This window comes from Luteimonas endophytica, from assembly GCF_029887875.1.
GTDB classification, from domain to species: domain Bacteria; phylum Pseudomonadota; class Gammaproteobacteria; order Xanthomonadales; family Xanthomonadaceae; genus Luteimonas; species Luteimonas endophytica.
In genome coordinates this window covers 74,611-95,454 of record NZ_JARXRM010000028.1, presented here as the reverse complement: position 1 = coordinate 95,454, position 20,844 = coordinate 74,611, and the positions used below count along the sequence as shown (strand labels likewise).

At 71.5% G+C, this 20,844-nt stretch carries 18 protein-coding genes; 16 read left to right on the top strand and 2 right to left on the bottom strand.

Features of this window, described 5'->3' with window-relative positions; translation table 11 throughout:
* The first annotated feature begins 16 nt into the window (after nucleotides 1–16).
* From QFW77_RS07835 to QFW77_RS07820, 4 genes are all read left to right on the top strand, one after another.
* Complete coding sequence (locus QFW77_RS07835; RefSeq protein WP_280573911.1) at nucleotides 17–967, top strand: nucleoside hydrolase; 951 nt, start codon at nucleotides 17–19, stop codon at nucleotides 965–967.
* Nucleotides 968–1,026: 59 nt separating this feature from the next.
* On the top strand, nucleotides 1,027–1,275 hold the full coding sequence (locus tag QFW77_RS07830) for a type B 50S ribosomal protein L31 (RefSeq protein ID WP_280573910.1): 249 nt from the start codon (nucleotides 1,027–1,029) through the stop codon (nucleotides 1,273–1,275).
* Nucleotides 1,276–1,522: 247 nt separating this feature from the next.
* Nucleotides 1,523–2,812: a citrate synthase gene (locus QFW77_RS07825; RefSeq protein WP_280573909.1), complete on the top strand. Its 1,290-nt coding sequence runs from the start codon at nucleotides 1,523–1,525 to the stop codon at nucleotides 2,810–2,812.
* Nucleotides 2,812–3,384: a hypothetical protein gene (locus tag QFW77_RS07820; RefSeq protein ID WP_280573907.1), complete on the top strand. Its 573-nt coding sequence runs from the start codon at nucleotides 2,812–2,814 to the stop codon at nucleotides 3,382–3,384. The genes QFW77_RS07825 and QFW77_RS07820 overlap by 1 nt, the downstream gene beginning before the upstream one ends.
* A gap of 12 nt (nucleotides 3,385–3,396) precedes the next feature.
* Here QFW77_RS07820 and QFW77_RS07815 read toward each other — a convergent pair whose 3' ends face one another.
* Together QFW77_RS07815 and QFW77_RS07810 are read right to left on the bottom strand one after the other, a co-directional pair.
* Entirely contained in the window at nucleotides 3,397–4,038 is a 642-nt protein-coding gene (locus QFW77_RS07815) for a hypothetical protein (RefSeq protein ID WP_280573905.1), read from the bottom strand.
* Between the two features lie 134 nt (nucleotides 4,039–4,172).
* Nucleotides 4,173–6,686 carry a penicillin-binding protein 1A gene (locus QFW77_RS07810; RefSeq protein ID WP_280573903.1) on the bottom strand — a complete coding sequence of 838 codons (2,514 nt, stop codon included), beginning with the start codon at nucleotides 6,684–6,686 and terminating at the stop codon, nucleotides 4,173–4,175.
* A 221-nt stretch (nucleotides 6,687–6,907) separates the two neighbouring features.
* On the opposite strand from QFW77_RS07810, the gene QFW77_RS07805 reads away from it, so the two are divergent.
* The 12 genes from QFW77_RS07805 (at nucleotide 6,908) to QFW77_RS07750 (ending at nucleotide 20,561) form a co-directional block, all read left to right on the top strand.
* Complete coding sequence (locus QFW77_RS07805) at nucleotides 6,908–7,966, top strand: pilus assembly protein PilM (protein ID WP_280573902.1); 1,059 nt, start codon at nucleotides 6,908–6,910, stop codon at nucleotides 7,964–7,966.
* The gene (locus tag QFW77_RS07800) at nucleotides 7,966–8,610 is read left to right on the top strand and encodes a PilN domain-containing protein (protein WP_280573900.1); all 645 of its coding nucleotides are present in this window, start codon (nucleotides 7,966–7,968) and stop codon (nucleotides 8,608–8,610) included. Before QFW77_RS07805 ends, QFW77_RS07800 begins: the two co-directional genes overlap by 1 nt.
* Nucleotides 8,611–8,624: 14 nt before the next feature.
* The gene (locus QFW77_RS07795; RefSeq protein WP_280574179.1) at nucleotides 8,625–9,263 is read left to right on the top strand and encodes a type IV pilus inner membrane component PilO; all 639 of its coding nucleotides are present in this window, start codon (nucleotides 8,625–8,627) and stop codon (nucleotides 9,261–9,263) included.
* A gap of 7 nt (nucleotides 9,264–9,270) precedes the next feature.
* Nucleotides 9,271–9,804, top strand: coding sequence for a pilus assembly protein PilP (locus tag QFW77_RS07790; protein ID WP_280573899.1), 534 nt, complete (start codon nucleotides 9,271–9,273; stop codon nucleotides 9,802–9,804).
* A gap of 14 nt (nucleotides 9,805–9,818) precedes the next feature.
* On the top strand, nucleotides 9,819–11,813 hold the full coding sequence (locus tag QFW77_RS07785; protein WP_425603300.1) for a type IV pilus secretin PilQ: 1,995 nt from the start codon (nucleotides 9,819–9,821) through the stop codon (nucleotides 11,811–11,813).
* A 373-nt stretch (nucleotides 11,814–12,186) separates the two neighbouring features.
* A complete protein-coding gene (locus QFW77_RS07780; RefSeq protein WP_280573897.1) occupies nucleotides 12,187–13,185 on the top strand; it encodes an AAA family ATPase in 999 nt (332 codons plus the stop codon).
* A gap of 202 nt (nucleotides 13,186–13,387) precedes the next feature.
* Nucleotides 13,388–14,227 carry a DUF58 domain-containing protein gene (locus QFW77_RS07775; RefSeq protein WP_280574176.1) on the top strand — a complete coding sequence of 280 codons (840 nt, stop codon included), beginning with the start codon at nucleotides 13,388–13,390 and terminating at the stop codon, nucleotides 14,225–14,227.
* Nucleotides 14,224–14,676, top strand: coding sequence for a DUF4381 family protein (locus QFW77_RS07770; protein ID WP_280573895.1), 453 nt, complete (start codon nucleotides 14,224–14,226; stop codon nucleotides 14,674–14,676). Before QFW77_RS07775 ends, QFW77_RS07770 begins: the two co-directional genes overlap by 4 nt.
* Nucleotides 14,673–15,731: a vWA domain-containing protein gene (locus QFW77_RS07765; protein ID WP_280573894.1), complete on the top strand. Its 1,059-nt coding sequence runs from the start codon at nucleotides 14,673–14,675 to the stop codon at nucleotides 15,729–15,731. The genes QFW77_RS07770 and QFW77_RS07765 overlap by 4 nt, the downstream gene beginning before the upstream one ends.
* A complete protein-coding gene (locus tag QFW77_RS07760) occupies nucleotides 15,728–17,506 on the top strand; it encodes a tetratricopeptide repeat protein (RefSeq protein ID WP_280573892.1) in 1,779 nt (592 codons plus the stop codon). The genes QFW77_RS07765 and QFW77_RS07760 overlap by 4 nt, the downstream gene beginning before the upstream one ends.
* Before the next feature lie 4 nt (nucleotides 17,507–17,510).
* Nucleotides 17,511–19,214 carry a BatD family protein gene (locus QFW77_RS07755; RefSeq protein WP_280573891.1) on the top strand — a complete coding sequence of 568 codons (1,704 nt, stop codon included), beginning with the start codon at nucleotides 17,511–17,513 and terminating at the stop codon, nucleotides 19,212–19,214.
* 42 nt (nucleotides 19,215–19,256) lie between these two features.
* Nucleotides 19,257–20,561 carry a dicarboxylate/amino acid:cation symporter gene (locus QFW77_RS07750; protein WP_280573889.1) on the top strand — a complete coding sequence of 435 codons (1,305 nt, stop codon included), beginning with the start codon at nucleotides 19,257–19,259 and terminating at the stop codon, nucleotides 20,559–20,561.
* Nucleotides 20,562–20,844 lie beyond the last annotated feature (283 nt).

Sequence of the window (20,844 nt, the reverse complement as noted above, 5' to 3'; positions counted from 1 at the left end):
CGGGGGATAATGGGCCATGGACCAACCCATTCCCATGCTGATCGACACAGATCCCGGCGTCGACGACGCCCTGGCCCTGCTGCTCGCGTTCAACGACCCGCGCCACCGGGTGGAGGCGCTGACCGTGGCCGCCGGCAACGTCGGGCTCGAGCACACCGTGGCCAACGCGCTGAAGCTGGTCGAGCTGTGCGCCGCCGACGTCCCGGTTCACCCCGGCTGCGCCGCCCCGCTGCTGCATCCGGCCCGCGATGCGGCCTACGTGCACGGCCGCGACGGCTTCGGCGACGTGGGCTACGTGCCGGCGGCCCGCGCGGCCGAGCCCGAACACGCGGCGCTGGCGATCCTGCGGTTGTCGCACCTGCACGCCGGCCGCCTGCTGCTGGTGGCGCTGGGGCCGCTGACCAACCTCGCGCTGGCGCTGAAGCTGGATCCGACCCTGCCGCGCCGCGTGGCGCGCCTGGTGGTGATGGGCGGTGCGGTGACCGCGCACGGCAACATCACGCCGGCGGCCGAGTTCAACATCGCCTTCGACCCGGAAGCCGCGCGGATCGTGTTCGAGGGATTCCCGCGCTTCGACCTGGCCGACTGGGAAGCGGTGCTGGCGCACGGCTTCCCCCATGCCGAGGCAGAGACCTGGCTGCGCGCCGACTCGCCGCGCGCGCGGTTCTACGAGGCGATCTCGCGCCAGACCCGGCTATGGTCCGCGGATCGCCGGGGCGAGTTCTGGCATTCGGCCGACGCGCTGGCGATGGCCTGGGCGCTGGAGCCGGCCGGCGCCGTCGAGACGGTGGAGCGGCCGGTCGCGGTGGAGCTGGCCGGTACCCACACCCGCGGCGCCACCGTGGTCGACTGGCAGCGCCAGGGCGACGCCCCGGACAACGCCAGGATCCTGTCGCGCTACGACCAGGCGCGTTTCCACGGCCTGATCCGGACGGCCCTGGCCGCCGGCGCCGCCGTGCGGGGGTGATTGCGCACGGCGGGGATGGGCGGCTACAATAATCGGCTTCCCGCAATTCCGGTGCCGCCATGAAGGCCGAGATCCACCCCGAGTACCGCGAAGTCGTGTTCCAGGACGTGACTTCCGATTTCAGGATCCTGACCCGTTCCACCCTCGCCAGCTCCGCCAAGGAGACGGTGAAGTGGGAGGACGGCAACGAGTATCCGCTGGTCAAGATCGAAGTGTCGTCGGCCTCGCATCCGTTCTACACCGGCCAGAACAAGATCATGGACACCAGCGGCCGCGTCGACAAGTTCCGCAAGCGCTACGCCAAGTAGCGCCGCTACCGCGCGGCCGGGTCGGGCCCGGTCTTCGCGCAACGCGCCGATGTCTCCGTTTGGCCGCCTCCGGGCGGCCTTCGTCGTTGGGGCCGCCGCCGGGCCTGCGGGCGGTCCGGGCCGGACCGCACGGCGCCGTATGCGATAATGCGCGTTCTCCGCGGCCCGCCGCGGTCTCTCCCACGATCCACCCGCATCGCCGCGGCCCAGTCGCCGTGGCCGATGCCGATCCCGAAAGGAGTGTGCTGTGTCAGATCTTGACCAGGTCACGCTGGGCGCCGGCGACAAGTCGGTGACGCTGCCGGTGCACACCGGTACGCTCGGCAACCCCTGCATCGATATCTCCAGGCTGCCGAAGGAGACCGGCTGCTTCACCTACGATGCCGGATTCACCGCCACCGCCTCGTGCAAGTCGGCGATCACCTACATCGACGGCGACGCCGGCGTGCTGCTGTACCGCGGCTACCCGATCGACCAGCTCGCCGAGAACTCCAGTTTCCTGGAGGTGGCCTACCTGCTGATCAACGGCGAGCTGCCGGACGCGAAGCAGTTCGAGGCCTTCAGCCACGACGTCACCCATCACACGATGATGCACGAGGCGCTGAAGAGCTTCCTCAACGGCTTCCGCCACGACGCACACCCCATGGCGATGCTGTGCGGGTCGGTGGCCTCGCTGTCGGCGTTCTACCACGACACCCTGGACCTCAACGATCCGGAGCAGCGGCGCATGGCCGCGGTGCGCCTGATCGCCAAGATCCCGACCATCGCCGCGGCCGCCTACCGCTACTCGATCGGCTGGCCGATCCGCTACCCGCGCAACAACCTCGACTACGTCAGCCGCTTCCTGCACATGATGTTCGAGGTGCCGAGCGAGCCGCTGGAACTCAACCCGGTGGTCGCCAAGGCGCTGGACCTGCTGTTCATCCTGCACGCGGACCACGAGCAGAACGCCTCGACCTCGACGGTGCGGCTGGTCGGCTCCACCGGCGCCAATCCCTACGCCTGTGTCTCGGCGGGGATCGCGGCGCTGTGGGGGCCGGCCCACGGCGGCGCCAACGAGGCGGTGCTGAAGATGCTCGAGGAGATCGGCACCCCGGACAAGGTGGAGAGCGCGATCGCCCGGGCCAAGGACAAGGAGTCCGGCTTCCGCCTGATGGGCTTCGGCCACCGCGTCTACAAGAACTTCGATCCCCGCGCCAGGATCATCCGCGAGATGACCCACAAGGTGCTCGGCGAACTGGGCGTGGACGACCCGCTGCTGGAAGTGGCGATGAAACTGGAGGAGGCCGCGCTCAAGGACGACTACTTCGTCGAGCGCAAGCTGTACCCGAACGTCGACTTCTACAGCGGCATCATCTACAAGGCGTTGAAGATCCCGACCGAGATGTTCACGGTCATGTTCGCCATCGGCCGCACCGCCGGCTGGGTGGCGCACTGGCTCGAGCAGCAGACCGATCCGGAAGCGAAGATCGGCCGGCCCCGGCAGATCTACACCGGCGCCGACACCCGCGACTACCTGGCCATCGACCGGCGCTGATGGCGGGGGCGGGTGCGGTCCGCCCGACGAAGCCGCGGCCGGTCCGCGGCTTCGCGCTTTTCAAATGGTCGCTCTACGCGCTGCTGGCCGGGAACGTGGCCCTGTACGCGCGGCAGGGCACGGCGACCGAAACGGTCGATACGGCGGCCTGGGTGGTGCTGTTGCTGCTGTTCGAATGGGAGACAGGCGGCTGGCGGCTGCCGCGGTGGTCGCGGCTGGCGGTACGGCTGCTGCGGGGTCTGGCCGGCCTGGCCGTGGCCTGGGCCTGCATCGACTACGGCCTGGCCGGCCAGACCCTGGACTTCGCCAACGCCTCGGCATGGCTGGGGGTGGTGGTGGCGCTCGAGCTGGAGCTGCGGGTCCCGCAGCGCCGGCGCGGCTTCCACGCGCTCCGGCGCGCGGTCGCCTGGCTGCTGTACCTGGCACTGGCCGGCTTCGTGCTGGCATGGTGGCTGCAGGTCGCCGCCGGCGAACATGGCGCATGGCTGGATGCCTGGGACGCGAGCCTGTGGTTGGCGGCGTTCGTGACGATCGAGCTCAACGTGTTCGGGATCGGCAAGCCGCGGGACTGAAGCGCGGGGCGGTCATTCGCGGTCCCATTCCATCTCCTGCTCGGCGAGCAGCTGCCGCAGCTGGGCGGCGCTGGCGCGCCGCATCGGCCGCTCGTCGACGCCGGACAGCGGCGCCTGGCGCAGGGCATCGAGCGGCAGCACGGTCAGGTCGAAGGCCAGGTCCTCCGCCGCGAACACCCAGACCGGGAAGTCCGCGCTGCGTGCCCGGTCCAGGCGCAACCGGCGGCCGCGCGCCTCCGCCGGAATACCATGCTCGTCGAGGAACCGCGGCACCGCGTCGACGTCCTCGGCGTACAGGTGCAGGGCGACGGGAGAATGCGCATCGGCGGTGCCGTCCAGCACCGGGCCGACCAGGCGGGGTTCGAAGGCGGCGAAGAAGTCGAGCGCGCGCAGGGCCGCCTCTCGCCGTTGCCGCAGCGCGTCGGCCTGGCTGGTGCCGAGGAACAGCCGCTGGTACTCGCGCAGCGCATCCTCGATCTCCCGGTTGCGCGGCAGCGAGGCGTCGTCGTGGATGCCGAGCCGTGCGGCGGCCTTCAGCTTGGCCTGGTGGAAGTCGCGGATCCCGCCCTCGGCCATCATCCGGGCGGCCTCGTGGGCCAGCCGGTGGCGGCGTTCGCGGGTGCGGGTCTCGGCGTGCTGGCGGGCGCGGTGCATGGCAGCTTCCCGGTCGAGGCCTGGCCCGACTCTATACCAGCCGGCGAGCGACCGGGAAGGGTGGACCACGGCGCGGCTGCGCGGCGCGGGCCCGCAACGGGCGGGCAGCTCGCGGGCGGGGCCGGAGATCCGGCCTAGAAGATGTCGAAGGCCTCCTCGCTGGGCAGTGAATCGTCGAAGACCTCGTCGACCTCGCTGGCCATCCGCTCCAGGTCCTCGGCCTTGACGTATTCGGTGATGCCGCCGGCGCCGCCCGGCAACAGCCGGCCGCTGGCGCTCACGCTCACCTGCACCATGCCCTCCGGCGGCTCGTGCGGCATCGGCGGCTGGCCCTCCAGGGCGACCCGCATGTAGTCGATCCAGATCGGCAGGGCCGCGCGGCCGCCGTACTCGCGATAGCCGAGCGACCGATTGTCGTCGCGGCCGACCCAGACCGTGGTCACCAGATTTCCGCCGAAGCCCGAGAACCACGCGTCGCGGTGGTCGTTGGTCGAGCCGGTCTTGCCGCCCACGTCCTCGCGCTCGAGCACGCGTGCGGCGGTGCCGGTGCCGCGGCGGACCACGTCGCGCATCATCGACACCAGTTGCCAGGCGACGCGCTCGTCGATCGCGCGCGGGGCCTGTGGCAGCTCCAGCTCGGCCGCGCCCTCCTCGACCGGAGCCTCCGCGGATGCGGCGGCTTCGGGTGCCTCCGGTGTCGGTTCGGACGCCGGCGTGGCGGCCGGCCCCAGGTTGAAGCCGTCGACGATGTGGGCCTGCGAGGTGCGGCCGGGGCTGCCGCCCGCGCCGCAGCCGCGGCAGGCGGTGGCCGGGGTTTCCTTGAAGATCACCTCGCCGTCGCGGTCGCGGATCTCGTCGATGAACCACGGCGTCACCCGGAAGCCGCCGTTGGCGAACACCGCGTAGCCCCGGGCGATGTCGAGCGGCGCGAGCGACGGGGTGCCCAGCGAGATCGACAGGTTGGGCGGCAGTTCGGCCTCGTCGAAGCCGAAATGGCTGATGTAGCGGCGCGCGTAGTCGACGCCGATGGCGTCCAGCAGCCGTACCGAGACCAGGTTGCGCGAGCGCACCAGCGCCTCGCGCAGACGCATCGGGCCGAGGAACTTGCCGTCGTCGTTCTGCGGGCGCCAGTCCTGGCCGCGGCGCATCCGGAACACCACCGGGGCATCGAGCACGATCGAGGCCGGGTTGAAGCCGCGCTCGAATGCAGCGGCATAGATGAACGGCTTGAAGCTGGAACCGGGCTGGCGCCGGGCCTGGGTGGCGCGGTTGAACTTCTGGCCGGCGAAGCTGAACCCGCCGACCAGGGCCCGCAGCGCGCCGTTGTCGTACTCCAGCGAAACCAGGGTGGACTGGGCGCGGGGCAGCTGCTCGAGGCGATAGCCGATCTCCGGTGCCGCCGCGGGGTTTTCCTCGCCGGCTGCGGCGGCGGACTCGACCCGGCGCACCCGCACCAGCTGGCCGCGCTCGAGCAGCGCCGAGGGCGAACGGTTGGTCCAGCGGCTGGACGCGGCGTCCAGGGTGACGGTGCTGCCGTCGGCCAGGACCACCTCGGCGGTGCCGTCGCCGCTGCGCAGCACGATCGCCGGCAGCATCCCGGCCTGCGCCGGGGTGCTGCGCAGGCGCTCGGCGATCGCGGCGGCGTCCTCGTCGGCGCCCAGTTCGAAGGTCTGCTCGGGCCCGGCCCAGCCGTGGCGGCGGTCGTACACGGTGAGACCGTCGCGCAGCGCCAGCTCCGCCGCCGCCTGGTAGGTGGGATCGATGGTGGTGACCACGTGGTAGCCCCGGGTCAGCACGTCGCCGCCGTAGCGGGCGATCATCTCCTGGCGCACCATTTCCGCCACGTAGGGCGCATAGACCTCGACCGGGCGCTCGTGCGGGGCGGCGTGCATCTGCGCCGCCTGGCCCGCGCGCTCCTGCGCGGGCGTGATGAAGCCGAGCTCGCGCATCCGCTGCAGCACGTAGTCGCGGCGGATGCGGGCGCGCTCGGGATTGGTGACCGGGTTGCCGCTGGAAGGGAACTTGGGGATCGACGCCAGCGTGGCCACCTCGTCCAGGCTCAGCCGGTCCAGCGGCTTGCCGTAGTAGAACTCCGCCGCGGCGGCGATGCCGTAGGCGCGGTTGCCGAAGAAGCTCTTGTTCAGGTAGAGCTCGAAGATCTCGTCCTTGGTCAGCTCCCGCTCCATCTTCATGGCCAGCAGCATCTCCGCCAGCTTGCGGGTGTAGCTGTACTCCGAACTCAGGAAGAACTGGCGCGCCACCTGCTGGGTGATGGTCGAACCGCCCGGCACGCGGCGGTCGTCGGTGGTGGCCAGCAGCCAGATCGCCCGCGCCACGCCGCGGTAGTCGACCCCGCCGTGCTCGTAGAAGCGGTTGTCCTCGATCGCGATGAAGGCCTGCTTGACCGCCTCCGGGACCTCCTCGATCTTCACCGGATACCGCCGGGTCTCGCCGAACAGCGCCATCAGCCGCCCGTCCCGGGCATAGACGTACATCGGCTCCTGCAGCTCGACCCGGCGCAGGCCCTCGACCTCGGGCAGGCGCGCGGAGACCACGAAGTAGAGCGTGGCCGCCGCCAGCGCCCCGAGCAGGCCCAGGCCCAGGCAAGCGATCAGGAGCCAGCGCAGCAGGCGTCGGATTGGGGGCATCTGGCAGTTCCGGCCGGGGAGCGGCGTTTCGTCGTGGTGGCGGAGTATAGAGGACTCGGCCGGGTGGCCCCCGGAGGCCGGTGCCGCCGTTCACCCGGCGGGTGAAGGGGGCACTGCGGCACGGTTCCGGCATGCCGACGGTTGCCAAGGGGTGAAAAGTCCGTTATTTAATGCGCCGGGGCACGATGCGCACGTAAGCGCCCGTGACAAAGGGGAAAACCGTGGGGTTAATCACAAAAAGCCAGTCGCCGCTCGTGGGCGTCGACATCAGCTCGACAGCGGTCAAGCTCCTGCAGCTCTCGCGCTCGGGCGACCGCTACCGGGTCGAGCACTACGCGGTCGAGCCGCTCCCGCCCAATGCGGTGGTGGAGAAGAACATCGTCGAGGTCGAGGCGGTCGGCGAGGCCATCCGCCGGGCGATGTCGCGTTCGGGCAGCAAGGCCAAGCATGCCGCCGCGGCGGTGGCGGGCTCGGCGGTGATCACCAAGGTGATCCCGATGCCGGCCGACCTGGACGAGGAGGAGATGGAGTCGGCGGTCGAGCTGGAGGCGGTCAACTACATCCCGTACCCGATCGAGGAGGTCAACCTCGACTTCGAAGTGCTCGGGCCGATGCCCGGCAACACCGAGATGGCGCAGGTGCTGCTGGCCGCGTCGCGCTCGGAGAACGTCGAGATGCGCGCCTCGGCGCTGGAGCTCGGCGGCCTCGCCGCGCGGGTGATGGACGTCGAGGCCTTCGCCATCGAGAACGCGTTCGCGCTGCTCGCCGGCACCCTGAACACGCCGCATGACGGCATCGTGGCGCTGGTCGACGTCGGCGCGACCATGACCACCCTGAACATCCTGCGCAACGGCCGCAGCATCTACAGCCGCGAGCAGGTCTTCGGCGGCAAGCAGCTGACCGACGAGGTGATGCGCCGCTACGGGCTCAGCTACGAGGAGGCGGGCCTGGCCAAGCGCCAGGGCGGCCTGCCGGAAAGCTACGAGATCGAGGTGCTCGAGCCCTTCAAGGAGGCGCTGGTGCAGCAGATCAGCCGCCTGCTGCAGTTCTTCTACGCCGGCAGCGAGTTCAACCGCGTCGACCAGATCGTGCTGGCCGGGGGTTGCGCCTCCATCGCCGGCGTCTCGGAGATGGTGGAGGAGCAGCTGGGCGTCCAGACCGTGGTCGCCAACCCGCTGGCGCAGATGACCCTCGGTTCGCGCGTGCAGGCGCACGCCCTGGCGCAGGACGCGCCGGCCCTGATGATCGCCTGCGGGCTCGCATTGAGGAGCTTCGACTGATGGCCCGGATCAACCTGCTGCCGTGGCGCGCCGAGCGCCGCAAGCAGCGTCAGAAAGAGTTCGGGATCATGCTCGCCCTGGCCGCGGTGGCCGGGGTGGCGGCCTGGTTCCTGGTCAACTCCTACTACAACGGCCAGATCGAGGGCCAGCACGAGCGCAACGCCTATCTCGACCAGCAGATCGCCCAGGTCGACGAGAAGATCAAGGAGATCGACGAGCTCGACCGCCAGCGCGCGCGGTTGCTGGCGCGCAAGGACGTGATCGAGGAGCTGCAGGCCAGCCGCTCGCAGATGGTGCACCTGTTCGATTCGCTGGTGCGCACGATCCCCGACGGGGTCATGCTCACCACCCTCAAGCAGGAGGGCCAGAAGCTGACCCTGGAGGGTCGCGCCCAGTCCAACGCCCGGGTCAGCACCTACATGCGCAACCTGGAGGGCTCGGGCTGGATGACGCGTCCGGACCTGTCGATCATCGAGGCCAAGGCCGCCGAGGGCGCCGCCTTCAACCCCGGCCTGCCGTACCAGTTCCAGCTCTCGGTCACCCTCGCCAGCCCGAACGCCAGCGAGAGCGAGAGCGGCGCCGAGGGGGCGGAGGAAGGCGCGCCCGCCGAGCCCGCCGCAGCCGCAGAAGGAGCCGAGTCGTGAGCCAGAAACGCAAGATGTCGCTGCGCGAGCTCGACTTCCACAACACCGGGTCCTGGCCGCGCGAGTACAAGATCGGTTTCTGCGTGCTGCTGGGACTGCTGATCTTCGGCCTGCTCTGGTGGCTGTTCGTTCGCGACAAGCTCAGCGAGCTGGAGAGCCTGGAGCGGCAGGAAACCGAGAAGCGCCAGGAATTCGAGACCAAGCAGGGCCGTGCCGCCAACCTCGAGCCGCTCAAGCAGCAGCTGGCGCAGATGGAGCAGCAGCTGCAGCAGATGCTGCGGCAATTGCCCAGCCGCACCGAGATGCCGGACCTGATCGTCGACATCTCCCAGACCGCGCTGGCCACCGGCATCCAGAACGAGCTGTTCCAGCCCGGGCCGGAAACGCCGAAGGAGTTCTACGCGGAGAAGCCCATCTCGCTGCGCATGCAGGGCACCTACCACCAGTTCGGCGCATTCGTCAGCGGGGTCGCGTCGCTGCCGCGCGTGGTCATCATGACGATGCACGACATCTCGCTGAAGCCGAGCGACGGCACCGCGATCCGGCCCGGATCCAACCTGGAGCTGGCGGGCACGGTGAAGACCTACCGCTACCTCGACGAGGAAGAGACCGCGGAGCAGGAAGCGGCGGCCACCGACGGGGGAGGGCACTGACATGCGCATGAGCAGCAAGGCACTGCGCGGCCTGGCGTGGGTGGCCCTGGCGGCGGCCATCGCCGGTTGCGGACGCGGCGTCACCAGCACCCCGGGGGACGCACCGAACCTGGAGGAGTGGGCGGCCAACGTCCGCGCCCGGCCGGCGCCGCCGCTCGATCCGCTGCCGGTGATGCAGCAGTTCGAGACCTTCGAGTATGCCGCGCAGGGGCTGCGCGATCCCTTCAGCGACGCGTTCACCTCCGACGCCGGGGGCAGCGGGCCGCGCCCGGATTCGGACCGGCGCAAGCAGCCGCTCGAGGAGTTCCCGCTCGACAGCCTCGACATGGTCGGCACGATCGGCCAGGGTGGCGGGCTGGTCGGGCTGGTGATGGCGCCGGACAAGGTGACCCACCGGGTCCGCGTGGGGGACTACCTGGGCCAGAACGACGGCCGCATCACCTCGATCGCCGAGGACCAGATCGAACTCGTTGAACTTGTGCCGGATGGCGCGGGCGGCTGGCTGGAACGCCCGGCGTCGGTTGCGCTCGAAAACAATTGATTAGGGGAAGCATGATGACCGTTAGCAACGCGCAAGGCCCGAATTCGACGCGCCGCGTCCTGCCGCTCCGCACAGCAGCCGTCGGACTCGCCGCCGGCCTGCTGGCGGCCACCGTCGGGGTGCATGCAGCCCAGCCTGCCGGCGTGGTGCCCTACCTGGCCATGGCCCAGGTCGGCGCGGCCCCTGCCAGCGACCCCGCCAAGCAGGTGCCGGGCGCGGTCACCGTCGACAACATCGACTTCAAGCGCGGCGAGGGCGGCTCCGGCAAGCTGATCCTGCGCTTCGACGGCGAGGGCGCGGTCCCGGACATGCGCACCCAGGGCGACAGCGTGGTGGTGGAGGTCGGCAACGCGACCCTGCCGGCCTCGCTGCAGCGCCCGCTCAACGTCACCGACTTCGCCACCCCGGTGCAGCGCATCGACGCGATGCAGGGCAGCGGCGGCGCGCGGCTGGTGCTGAGCGCGCAGGGCGAGTTCGAGCCGATGGCCTACCAGAGCGGCCGCGAGTACATCGTCGAACTGGTGCCGCGCGCCGCCCCGGGCCGCGCCGTCGGCGCGGCCACCACCACGGTCGCCACCGCCCAGGCCTCGGCCACCGCCGAGGGCGCCGCGCGCACCTACAGCGGCCGCCCGGTGACCTTCAACTTCCAGGACGTGCCGGTGCGCACCGTGCTGCAGCTGATCGCCGAGGAGTCGAACCTCAACATCGTCGCCTCCGACACGGTGCAGGGCAACGTCACCCTGCGCCTGATCAACGTGCCGTGGGACCAGGCGCTGGACATCGTGCTGCAGGCCAAGTCGCTGGACAAGCGCCGCAGCGGCAACGTGGTGTGGGTGGCGCCGCAGTCCGAGATCGCCAAGTTCGAGCAGGACAAGGAAGACGCGCGGCTGGCGATCGAGGAACGCGCGGAGATGGTCACCGAGTACATCCCGATCAGCTACGGCAATGCCGAGGACATCGCCACCCTGCTCACCGACGAGAGCAAGAACAGCTCCGGCGGCGGTAGCAGCGGCGGCGGAACCGCGAGCAACAACCGCGGTTTCCTATCTTCTCGCGGGAGTCTGAGCTTCGATCGGCGCACCAACACTCTGCTTGTGATCGACATCCCGCAGCGGGTGGCCGAGATCAAGCGCCTGGTGACGATGCTCGACAAGCCGGTCGACCAAGTGATCATCGAGGCGCGGATCGTGATCGCCAACGAATCGTTCGCGCGAGACCTCGGTGCCAGATTCGGAGTTTCGGGTGCCAAGTATCGGGAGGAGCGCCTACCTGACGGCACCATAATCCGTGTACCGCGGGCTGTCGGTTCCGGTTCGCTCAGCGCCAATCATGGTTTTATCAATAGCTGGGTCGACAGCTTGACGGATTCCGATGAGAACCCGACGTGGACCTATCCCGACACCCTCACAAACGACTTCACTATCCGCGATCTGAATCCGGGCTCGATCGCCCTAACGATTCTGGGAAACACTATTAACTGGGATCTAGAGCTCCAGGCTCTACAGCAAGAACAGCGCGGCGAAGTGATCTCCAATCCCCGGATCGTCACCAGCAATCAGCGCGAGGCGGTGATCAAACAGGGTCGCGAGGTCGGTTATCTGACCGTCACGGGCGGTCAGAGCAACAACGTGCCGACGGTGCAGTTCAAGGAGGCGCTGCTGGAGCTGACGGTTACCCCGACCATCACCAACGACGGTCGCGTATTCCTGGCGATGAACGTGAAGAAAGACGAGATCGAGGACTTTACGGAGATTGGTAATTTCGGCGCGGTACCGAACTTGGCCCGTCGGGAAATCACCACAGCGGTGCTGATCGACGACGGCCAGACCGTGGTGATCGGCGGTGTGTACGAGTTCCAGGATCGCCATACGATGTCGAAGATTCCCTTCCTCGGCGACATCCCGATCCTCGGCAATCTGTTCAAAACACGCGGCAGGTCGAACAGCAAGGCAGAATTGCTGATCTTCGTCACACCGCGAGTGTTACGTGTAGCGCAGCGTAGCTACTGATAGACGGCTTCGTTCGACTCTAAGAAGGAGGGGCCCCATGACGGGGCCCCTATTGTCGCTTCTGGCGCTTTCGCGCTCTGGACTGCCAAGGCGCTGGCGAAGGTATTCCTGCCAGCCGGGCGAGAACTTCGATATCGGGCGGGGGCTGGGACGCTTCGCGTACGAGAAGGCGAAGGCCTTTCAACAAGGCGTCGACGAGTTGTCCTAACCGGGTGTGGGCAGCAGGCCATACATGGCCTGCTGCGGCGGGTGGAGGGGCGGAGCGGACTGAAGCGATGGCGGGGGTTTCCCCGCCTTTGCATGCCAACTGAACTAAATTGGTTTCGGGCAGGTCTAACTGGATGCCGCGACACGCGTCGATACGACCCACGTCATGCACAGCGATGCTGATAGTTTCCTCACCGCCCGCCTTCACGATGCCTTCCGCGCGCTGCGCGACGCGCTTTCCGCGGAGATCGTCGGCCAGCAGGCGCTGATCGAGCGGCTCCTGATCGCGCTGCTGGCCGACGGGCATCTACTGGTCGAGGGCGCGCCGGGGCTGGCCAAGACCAGCGCGATCCGGGCGCTGGCGGCGCGCCTGGAGGCGGATTTCGCCCGCGTCCAGTTCACCCCCGACCTGTTGCCCGCCGACCTGACCGGCACCGAGGTCTGGCGGCCGCAGGACGGCCGCTTCGAGTTCCAGCCCGGGCCGATCTTCCACCCGCTGCTGCTGGCCGACGAGATCAACCGCGCACCGGCCAAGGTGCAGTCGGCGCTGCTGGAGGCGATGGGCGAGCGCCAGGTCACGGTGGGGCGCCACACCTACCCGCTGCCGGCGCTGTTCCTGGTGATGGCGACCCAGAACCCGATCGAACAGGAGGGCACCTTCCCGCTGCCGGAGGCGCAGCTCGACCGGTTCCTGATGCACGTGCGGATCGGCTATCCGGATGTCGCGGCGGAGACCGAGATCCTCCGCCTCGCCCGGGAGCGCGCCCGCAGCGCGATGAAGCCGGATGGCGCCCTGCCGGCGCGCCTGCCGCTGGAGGACGTGTTCGCGGCCCGCGCCGCGGTGCTCGACCTGCACCTGGCGCCGCAGCTGGAGCGCTATCTCGTCGAGCTGGTGCTGGCCTCGCGCGATGCGGCACGCTACGACGAGGCGCTGGCGCGGCGGATCGCCTGGGGCGCCAGCCCGCGCGGATCGATCGCGCTCGAACGCTGCGCGCGTGCGCGCGCCTGGCTGGCCGGCCGCGACTACGTCACCCCGGAGGATGTCCGCGAGGTGGCCCCGGACGTGCTGAGGCACCGGGTCCTACCGAGCTACGAGGCGACCGCCGAGGGCTGGGACGGCGAGCGGCTGGTGGCCGAGCTGATCGAACGGGTACCGCTGCCGTGATGGCCGTGGCTGGTGATTGGTGATTGGTGATTGGCCAGAGCGCGGAACGGCGAAGGGTCCACAGATGAAGATCGCGTTGGCCAAGACCGGAAGAACGGAGCTTGCCGCTTCTCGCGAGGCTGAGGCTGTTCCGAATCACCAATCACGAATCACCAATGACGGCGTCGTGCCGACGCTCGCGGAACTGGTCGCGCTGCGGTCGATGGCGGCCGCGCGGCGCGCGCCGCGCCGCGGCCGCCACGGCAGCAGCGGCCAGGCCCCCTCGGCGCTGCGTGGACGGGGCATGGAATACGCCGAGTCGCGCGAGTACGCGCCCGGCGACGACGCGCGGCACATCGACTGGCGGCTGACCGCGCGCAGCGGCCGCGCCCATACCAAGCTCTACCAGGCCGAGCGCGAGCGCCTGACCCTGATCGTCGCCGACACCGCGCCGGCGCTGTACTTCGGTACCCGGGTACGCTTCAAGTCGGTGCAGGCGGCGCGCGCCGGCGCGGTCGCCGCGTGGGCGGCGCTGCACGACGGCGATCGCGTCGCCGCGCTGCGCGGCAGCCATGCCGAGGCGCCGGTGCCGCCGGGGGCCGGGCCGCGCGGGGTGCTGAGGGCGCTCGACGCGCTGGTGCGCTGGTACGCGGCGCCCCCAGCGGACGATGCCGGGCTCGACGTCGCCCTCGACCACGCCGGACGCCTGCTGCGCCCCGGCTCGCGCCTGCTGGTGCTGGCCGACCCGGCCAGCATCGCCGCGGTCGCGCCGCGGCGGTGGCCGGCGCTGGCGCTGCACGGCCAGGCGACGGTGCTGCTGTTGACCGATCCGCTCGAGCGCGATCCGCCGCGTTCGCTGCTGCCGTTCCAGCAGGGGCGGCTGCGCCTGGAGCTCGATCTCGGCGCGGCCGCGCAGCGCCAGCGCTGGCGCGGGGCGTTCGAGACGCCGTTGCAGGAAGCGCTGGCCACGCTCGCCCGGCGCGGCGTGCGCGCCCGCGCGCTCTCGGTCGACGAGGCGAGCGACGCGTGGCTGGCGCTGTTCGCCACCCGCTTATCGGCATGAACGGGCTGGTGCTGCGCGATATCCACGAGCCGCCGGGGCCGGGCTGGTGGCCGCCGGCGCCCGGCTGGTGGCTGTTGGCGCTGGTGCTGCTGGCGGCCGCGGCGATCCTGGCCTGGTGGCTGCGCCGGCGGCGCCTGCAGCGGCGGCGGATGGAGCGCATGTTCGACGACGCCGTCGACGCCGCCGCGACGCCCGCCGAAGCCGTCGCCGCGATCTCCGAGCTGCTGCGGCGCGCGGCGCGGCGGCGCGACCCCGGCGCCGACGCGCTGGACGGCGAGGACTGGCTGCGCTTCCTCGACCGCGATGCGCGCCAGCCCGGCTTCGACGGCGAGGAGGGCCGGCTGCTGCTCACCGGCGGCTATCGCCGCGAGGTCGACGCGCGCCGGCTGGAGACGCTGCGGGCGATCGCGCGCGCCCGGTTCCTGGAATGGACCACGGGGCGCCGATGAGCGCGTTCGACTGGTCCTGGCTGCGCTTCGGTTTCGACGGTTTCGCCTGGCCGTGGCTGCTGCTGGCGCTGCCGCTGCCATGGCTGGTGCGCAGCCTGCTGCCTCCGCAACGGGCCGCGGGGGCGGCGCTGCGGGTGCCGTTCTTCGCGCGCCTGGGCGCGATCGGTTCGGCGCGCGGCCCGGCCAGGGCCGGCGGCGGCCGGGCGCTGTGGCTGGGCGCCGCGGCCTGGGCGCTGCTGTGCGTGGCGGCCGCGCGGCCGCAGCAGGCCGGGGAGCTGGTGCAGCCGCCGCAGGCGGGCCGCGATCTGATGCTGGCGGTGGACCTGTCGGGCAGCATGGCCGAGGAGGACATGCTGCTCGGTGGGCGGGTGGTGGACCGGCTCACCGCCGCCAAGGCCGTGATCGCCGACTTTCTCGACCGGAGGGCCGGCGATCGGGTCGGCCTGCTGGTGTTCGGGCGCCGCGCCTACGCGCTGGCGCCGCTCACCCTCGACCGCGACAGCGTCCGCGAGCAGCTGCTCGACAGCGTGGTCGGGCTGGCGGGGCGCGAGACCGCGATCGGCGATGCGATCGGCCTGGCGGTCAAGCGGCTGCGGGCGCAGCACGGCGCGGGCGGCGACGCGCCGCGCGTGCTGATCCTGCTGACCGACGGGGTCAACACCGCCGGGTTGCTGGAGCCGCTCAAGGCCGCCGAGCTGGCGCGCGACGCCGGAGTGCGGATCCACACCGTCGCGTTCGGGGGCGAAGGCGGCGGACTGTCGATGTTCGGCTTCCGCATGCAGGCGCCCGGTGGGGAGGAGATCGACGAGGACACGCTGCGGCGCATCTCCGCGCTGACCGGAGGGCGCATGTTCCGCGCCCGCGACACCGGCGAGCTGGCGGGCATCTACGCCGAAATCGACCAGCTGGAGCCGGTCGAGCGCCCGGCGCAGGCGCTGCGCCCGCGGGTCGAGCGCTACCACTGGCCGCTGGGACTGGCGCTGCTGCTGGGCTTCGATGCGCTGCTGCTGGCGGGGCGGCCGCGCCGCGCCAGGACCATGCGGGCGCCGGCATGAGCGGCCTGCTCGACCAGCTGCAGTTCCTCCGTCCGCAGTGGCTGTGGCTGTTGGCGGCGGTGCCGCTGCTCATCTGGTGGTGGCGCACGCGCCGGCGGGCGCGCAGCGCCTGGAGCGACAGCGTCGATCCTCACCTGCTGCCGCATCTGCTCGGGTCCCCGGGAACCGGGCGCGCGGCCCTGGCGCCGGCACTGGCGCTGGTCGCGTTCGCGCTCTCGGTGCTCGCGCTGGCGGGGCCGAGCTGGCGGTCCGGGACCCAGCCGCTGTGGGAGCGGAGCATGCCGCTGGTGATCGCGGTGGATCTGTCCAGCGCCACCCTGGCCGACGACCTGCCGCCTTCGCGGTTGTTGCGCGCCCGCGCCAAGATCGAGGCGCTGCTCGGCGCGCGTGCCGGCGGCCAGGTCGGCCTGGTGGCGTTCGCCGACGATGCATTCACGGTGGCGCCGCTCACCGCCGACGCGGCCAACGTGGCGCTGTTCGTCGATGCGCTGGCGCCCGACATCATGCCGGTCGATGGCCACCGGCCCGCGCGCGCCATCGAATGGTCGGCGCGATTGCTGCGCCAGGCCGGGTTCGACCGCGGCCAGATCCTGCTGCTGACCGGCACCGCCGACGCCGCCGCGCGGCGCGCGGCCGCGGCCGTCGCGGCCGACGGATACCGGGTCTCGGTGCTCGGGCTCGGCAGCGCGAGCGGCGGGAGCTATCGCGATGCCGCGGGCCGTGCGCGCGAGGCCCGTCTGGACGAGGCCGCGCTGCGCGCGCTGGCCGCCGCCGGCAGCGGCACCTATGCCGAAATCGCCGCGGGCGAGCAGGACCTGCGCGCGCTCGGCGTGCTCGACGCCACCTCCGCCGCGGCCGCCGGCACCGCGCGTGGCGGCCGCGCCGGGGTCCGTCTCGACGAAGGCTACTGGCTGCTGCTGCCGCTGCTGCTGCTCGCGGCGCTGGCGTTCCGCCGCGGCGGGATGCTGGGCGCGGTGCTGCTGTGCCTGTGGCTTCCGCTGGGGCCGGCCCGGGCCCAGGCGCCAGCGGAGCGCGAGGCAGCTGAGCGCCCGCCAGTGCAGTCGCGCTCGGCGGAGGGCGCGGTCGAAGGCGGCCTGTGGCGGCGTGCCGACCAGGTCGCGCATGCGCGCATGCAACGCGCCGTCGAAGCCTTTCGCCGCGGCGACTTCGCCGCGGCCGAGCGGGTCTGGGGGGAACTGCCGGGGCCCGCAGCCGCGTACAACCGCGGCAACGCCCTGGCGAAGGCCGGCCGCTACGAGGAGGCCATCGCCGCCTACGACCGGGCACTGGCGCTGCAGCCGGGCATGGAGGACGCCGTGGCCAACCGCGCCGCGGTCGAGGCGGCCATGCAGCGCCAGCCGCCGGCCGGCCCGCGCGCCGACGCCGCCGGGGACCCGCGCGAAGGCGAGTCGCCGCAGGCACCCGGTGAAGGCGCGCCGCCGCCCCCGGAGGCGCAGCGCGGCGGCGACCGCCCGGGCCAGCAGCAGGCACGCGACGATGCGCAGCCGGAACCGCCGCCGCCGCAGCCGGCCGACGCCCGCGCCCAGCAGGACGCCGACGCCGCGCAGCGCGAACGCATGCGCCGCCAGTTGCAGGCCGAGGAGGCCGGAGACGAGGGCAGGAGCGCGGCCGACCCGTCCGAGACCAGGGCGGAACGCGAGCTGCGCGAGGCCAACGAGGCCTGGCTGCGGCGCGTGCCCGACGATCCGGGCGGCCTGCTGCGCGCCAAGTTCCAGCTCGAACACGAGCGCCGCCGCCGCGATGGTGCAGACTGAGCCGATGCCGAAACGACCCGGTTTTCTCGTGGCGCTGTTGTCGCTGCTGCTGCTGGCGGCGCCGGCATCGGCCGAGACCCGCGCCTGGCTCGACCGTGACCGCATCGAGCTGGGCGAGACCGCCACGCTCAACATCGAGACCGATCAGGGCGCCGTCGGCGTGCCCGACTGGTCGCCGCTGGACGCCGACTTCGCGGTCAGCGGCCACACCAGCAGCCGCCGCGTGGAGAGCGCCGGCGGCGGCATGCGCGTGCGGGTGCTGTTCGCGGTGGCGTTGCAGCCGCGCCGCGAGGGCCTGCTCACTGTGCCGGGGCTGCGCGTCGGCGGGGAGCGCACCGCGCCGCTCACGCTGACCGTCGCGCCCGCCAGCACGGCGCCGGCGCGTGCGGGCGCGGCGGCCTTCATCGAGGCCGAGGCCGACAGCAGCGAGGCCTACGTGCAGCAGGCGATCGGCTACGTGCTGCGCCTGTACTACGCCACGCCGCTGGTCTCGGGGCAGCTGCTGCAGCCGCAGCCCGAGGGCGCCTCGCTGCAGCGGCTCGGCAACGACCTGCAGTACAGCCGCGACATCGACGGCCGCCGCTATACCGTGGTCGAGCGCCGGTTCCTGCTGGTGCCCGAACGCAGCGGCACCCTCACGGTCCCGGGCGCGCAGTTCACCGGGCGCGGCAGCGGCAGCTTCTTCGACGACGTCTTCGGCAGCGGGCCGCGCGAGCTGCGCGCCAATGGTGCGCCGCGCTTCATCGAGGTCCGGCCGGTGCCCGACGCCGCGCCGCGCCCCTGGCTGCCGCTGCGCGGTTTGGAACTGCGCTATCTGGAGGCGCCGCGGACCGCGCGCGCGGGCGAGTCGGCCACGGTCGTGGTGGAGTTGGCCGCCGACGGCGCCACCGCGGCGCAGCTGGCCGAGCCGGAGTTGAGCACCGATGGCGATGCCGAGGTGTTCGCGGAACCCGCCGAGACCGAGGAGCACTTCGATCGGGGACGCCCGCAGGTGAGGATGACCCGGCGGTTCTCGATCGTCCCCGCCGAGCCCGGCACGCTGCTGGTGCAGGGGGCGCGCATGCAGTGGTGGGACGCGCGCGCCGGCCGCCAACGCAGCGCCACGCTTCCCGACATCGAGATCGAGGTCGCGCCGGGCGCCGCGTCGCCACCGGCCGCAGCGGGGGACCGGCTCGGGCAGGGCGAGCCGGACCCACCGCCCCGCGAGCGCTGGATCCGGGTGCCCGGGGTGCAGGGCGAGGTCCATCCCTGGGCGCTGCTGACCGTGCTGTTCGCGCTGCTCTGGCTCGGCACCCTGGCATGGGGCCTGCAGCGGCGCCGGCCGGCCGCGACGGCCCCGGGCGCAGCCGTGACGGGCGCGCAGGGCGGGGCCGGTGCGCCGTCGCAGGGTGCGCGCTTGCGGCGGTTGCGGACGGTGCTGGACACCGGCGACCTGGGCGAGATCGCCGAGGCGCTGTGCGCGCTGGCGGCGCCACCCGCCGCCGGGATCGATGCGCTCCGCGCGCGCTTGGCGGCCCCGGCGCAGCTCGCGGCGGTCGACGCGCTGGAGCGCGCGCGCTGGGCCGGCGGCGAGCCCGCGGCGGCCCGCGCCGCGGTGCGCGGGGCGTTCGCCGACGGCCCGGTCTGGAAGCCGCGGGCGCCGGCGCCCGCCGCCCCGCCGCTAGCGCCGCTCTACCCGGAGCGCCGCGGACCGGACCGGCGCGAATGACGCTTTGCTAAGCTGCGCCGGACTTCAGCGGAGCCTTCCTGGATGACCGAGACGAGCGTGGCCAACCGGCCCGGCATGGCGCTGCACACGAAGATGCTGATCGGCTTCGTGGTCGGCGTCGTCGCCGGCATCGCCGCCAACCTGTTGGCGGCGGACGCTCCCTGGCTCGAGGGCTTGATCGCCTACGTCACCGACCCGATCGGGCAGCTGTTCCTGCGGCTGCTGTTCATGCTGGTCATGCCGCTGGTGTTCTCTGCCCTGGTCCTCGGCGTGGTGGAGATCGGCGATCCCCGTGCGCTGGGCCGGATCGGCACCAAGACCCTGCTGTGGGTCCTGGCGGTGACCGCGATCGCGGTCACCATCGGCCTGGTGCTGGTGAACCTGATCCAGCCGGGTACGGGGCTGCCGCCCGAGGTGGGGGAGGGCCTGATCGCCGCGTCGTCCGATCGCGCCATGGAGATCGCCACCGCCCGCGAGGGCGTGTCGGGCATCCAGATCCTGCTCAACATCGTGCCGCGCAATCCGGTCGAGGCGGCCGCCAACGGCGACCTGATCGCGGTGATGTTCTTCGCGCTGATGTTCGGCATCGCCGCGACGGTGATCCGCAGCCAGGGCACCCGCAGTTTCGTGGACGCGGTGCAGGGGATCTACGACATCTGCCTGAAGCTGATCGGCTGGGTGATCGCGCTGGCGCCGTATGCGGTGGCCGCGCTGCTGTTCTCGATCACCGCCAAGCTCGGCTTCGACGTGCTGGTGCAGCTGGCGCGCTTCGTCGGCACGGTGCTGGCGGCGCTGGCGATCCATTTCTTCGTGGTGTTCCCGCTGCTGCTGCGCGCGTTCGGCGGCATGGGCCCGATCACGTTCCTGCGCGGCGCCGAACCGGCGCTGCTGACCGCGTTCTCGACCTCTTCCTCGAGCGCGACGCTGCCGACCACGCTGAAGGTGACGGTGGACAACCTCGGCGTGCCCAGCCGGGTGGCGCGCTTCGTCTGCACCCTGGGCGCGACCGCCAACATGAACGGCACGGCGCTGTTCGAGGGCATCACGGTGCTGTTCCTGGCGCAGTTCTTCGGCGTCGAGCTGACGATCGCGCAGCAGGTGATGATCCTGGTGCTGTGCATTTTCGGGTCGATCGGCGCCGCCGGCGTGCCCGGCGGGTCGCTGCCGGTGATCGCGATGATCCTGGCGATGTTCGGGATCCCGCCCGAGGGCATCGGCCTGATCCTCGGGGTCGACCGCCTGCTCGACATGTGCCGCACCGTGGTCAACGTCGGCGGCGACATGGCCGGCTCGGTGGTGATCGGCCGCAGCGAAGGCAAGGCGGAATCGCTCCAGCAGGCGGCCTGAGCGCCGCTTCGCGCCAGGCAGTCCTATCCGTAGCGGCGATCTCGCACCGTCGCCACGGGGGAACCACGTTGAATAGCCACTTCGGAAACCGCACGGGGCGTGAGCCGCGCCGGGGGTGTTACTCCGCCCTTCCGTCCGGCCATCCATGGCCGGAGTCAGGGCCGCAGGCCATCCATGGCCTGCTCTGCGCAGCATCCCGCCACGTCTCCCGCTTCGACGTTGGTGGGCTTCGGATGGATTGGCTTACCGAGCATCCGACAATGAATCGCAGACGCGGCGCCCG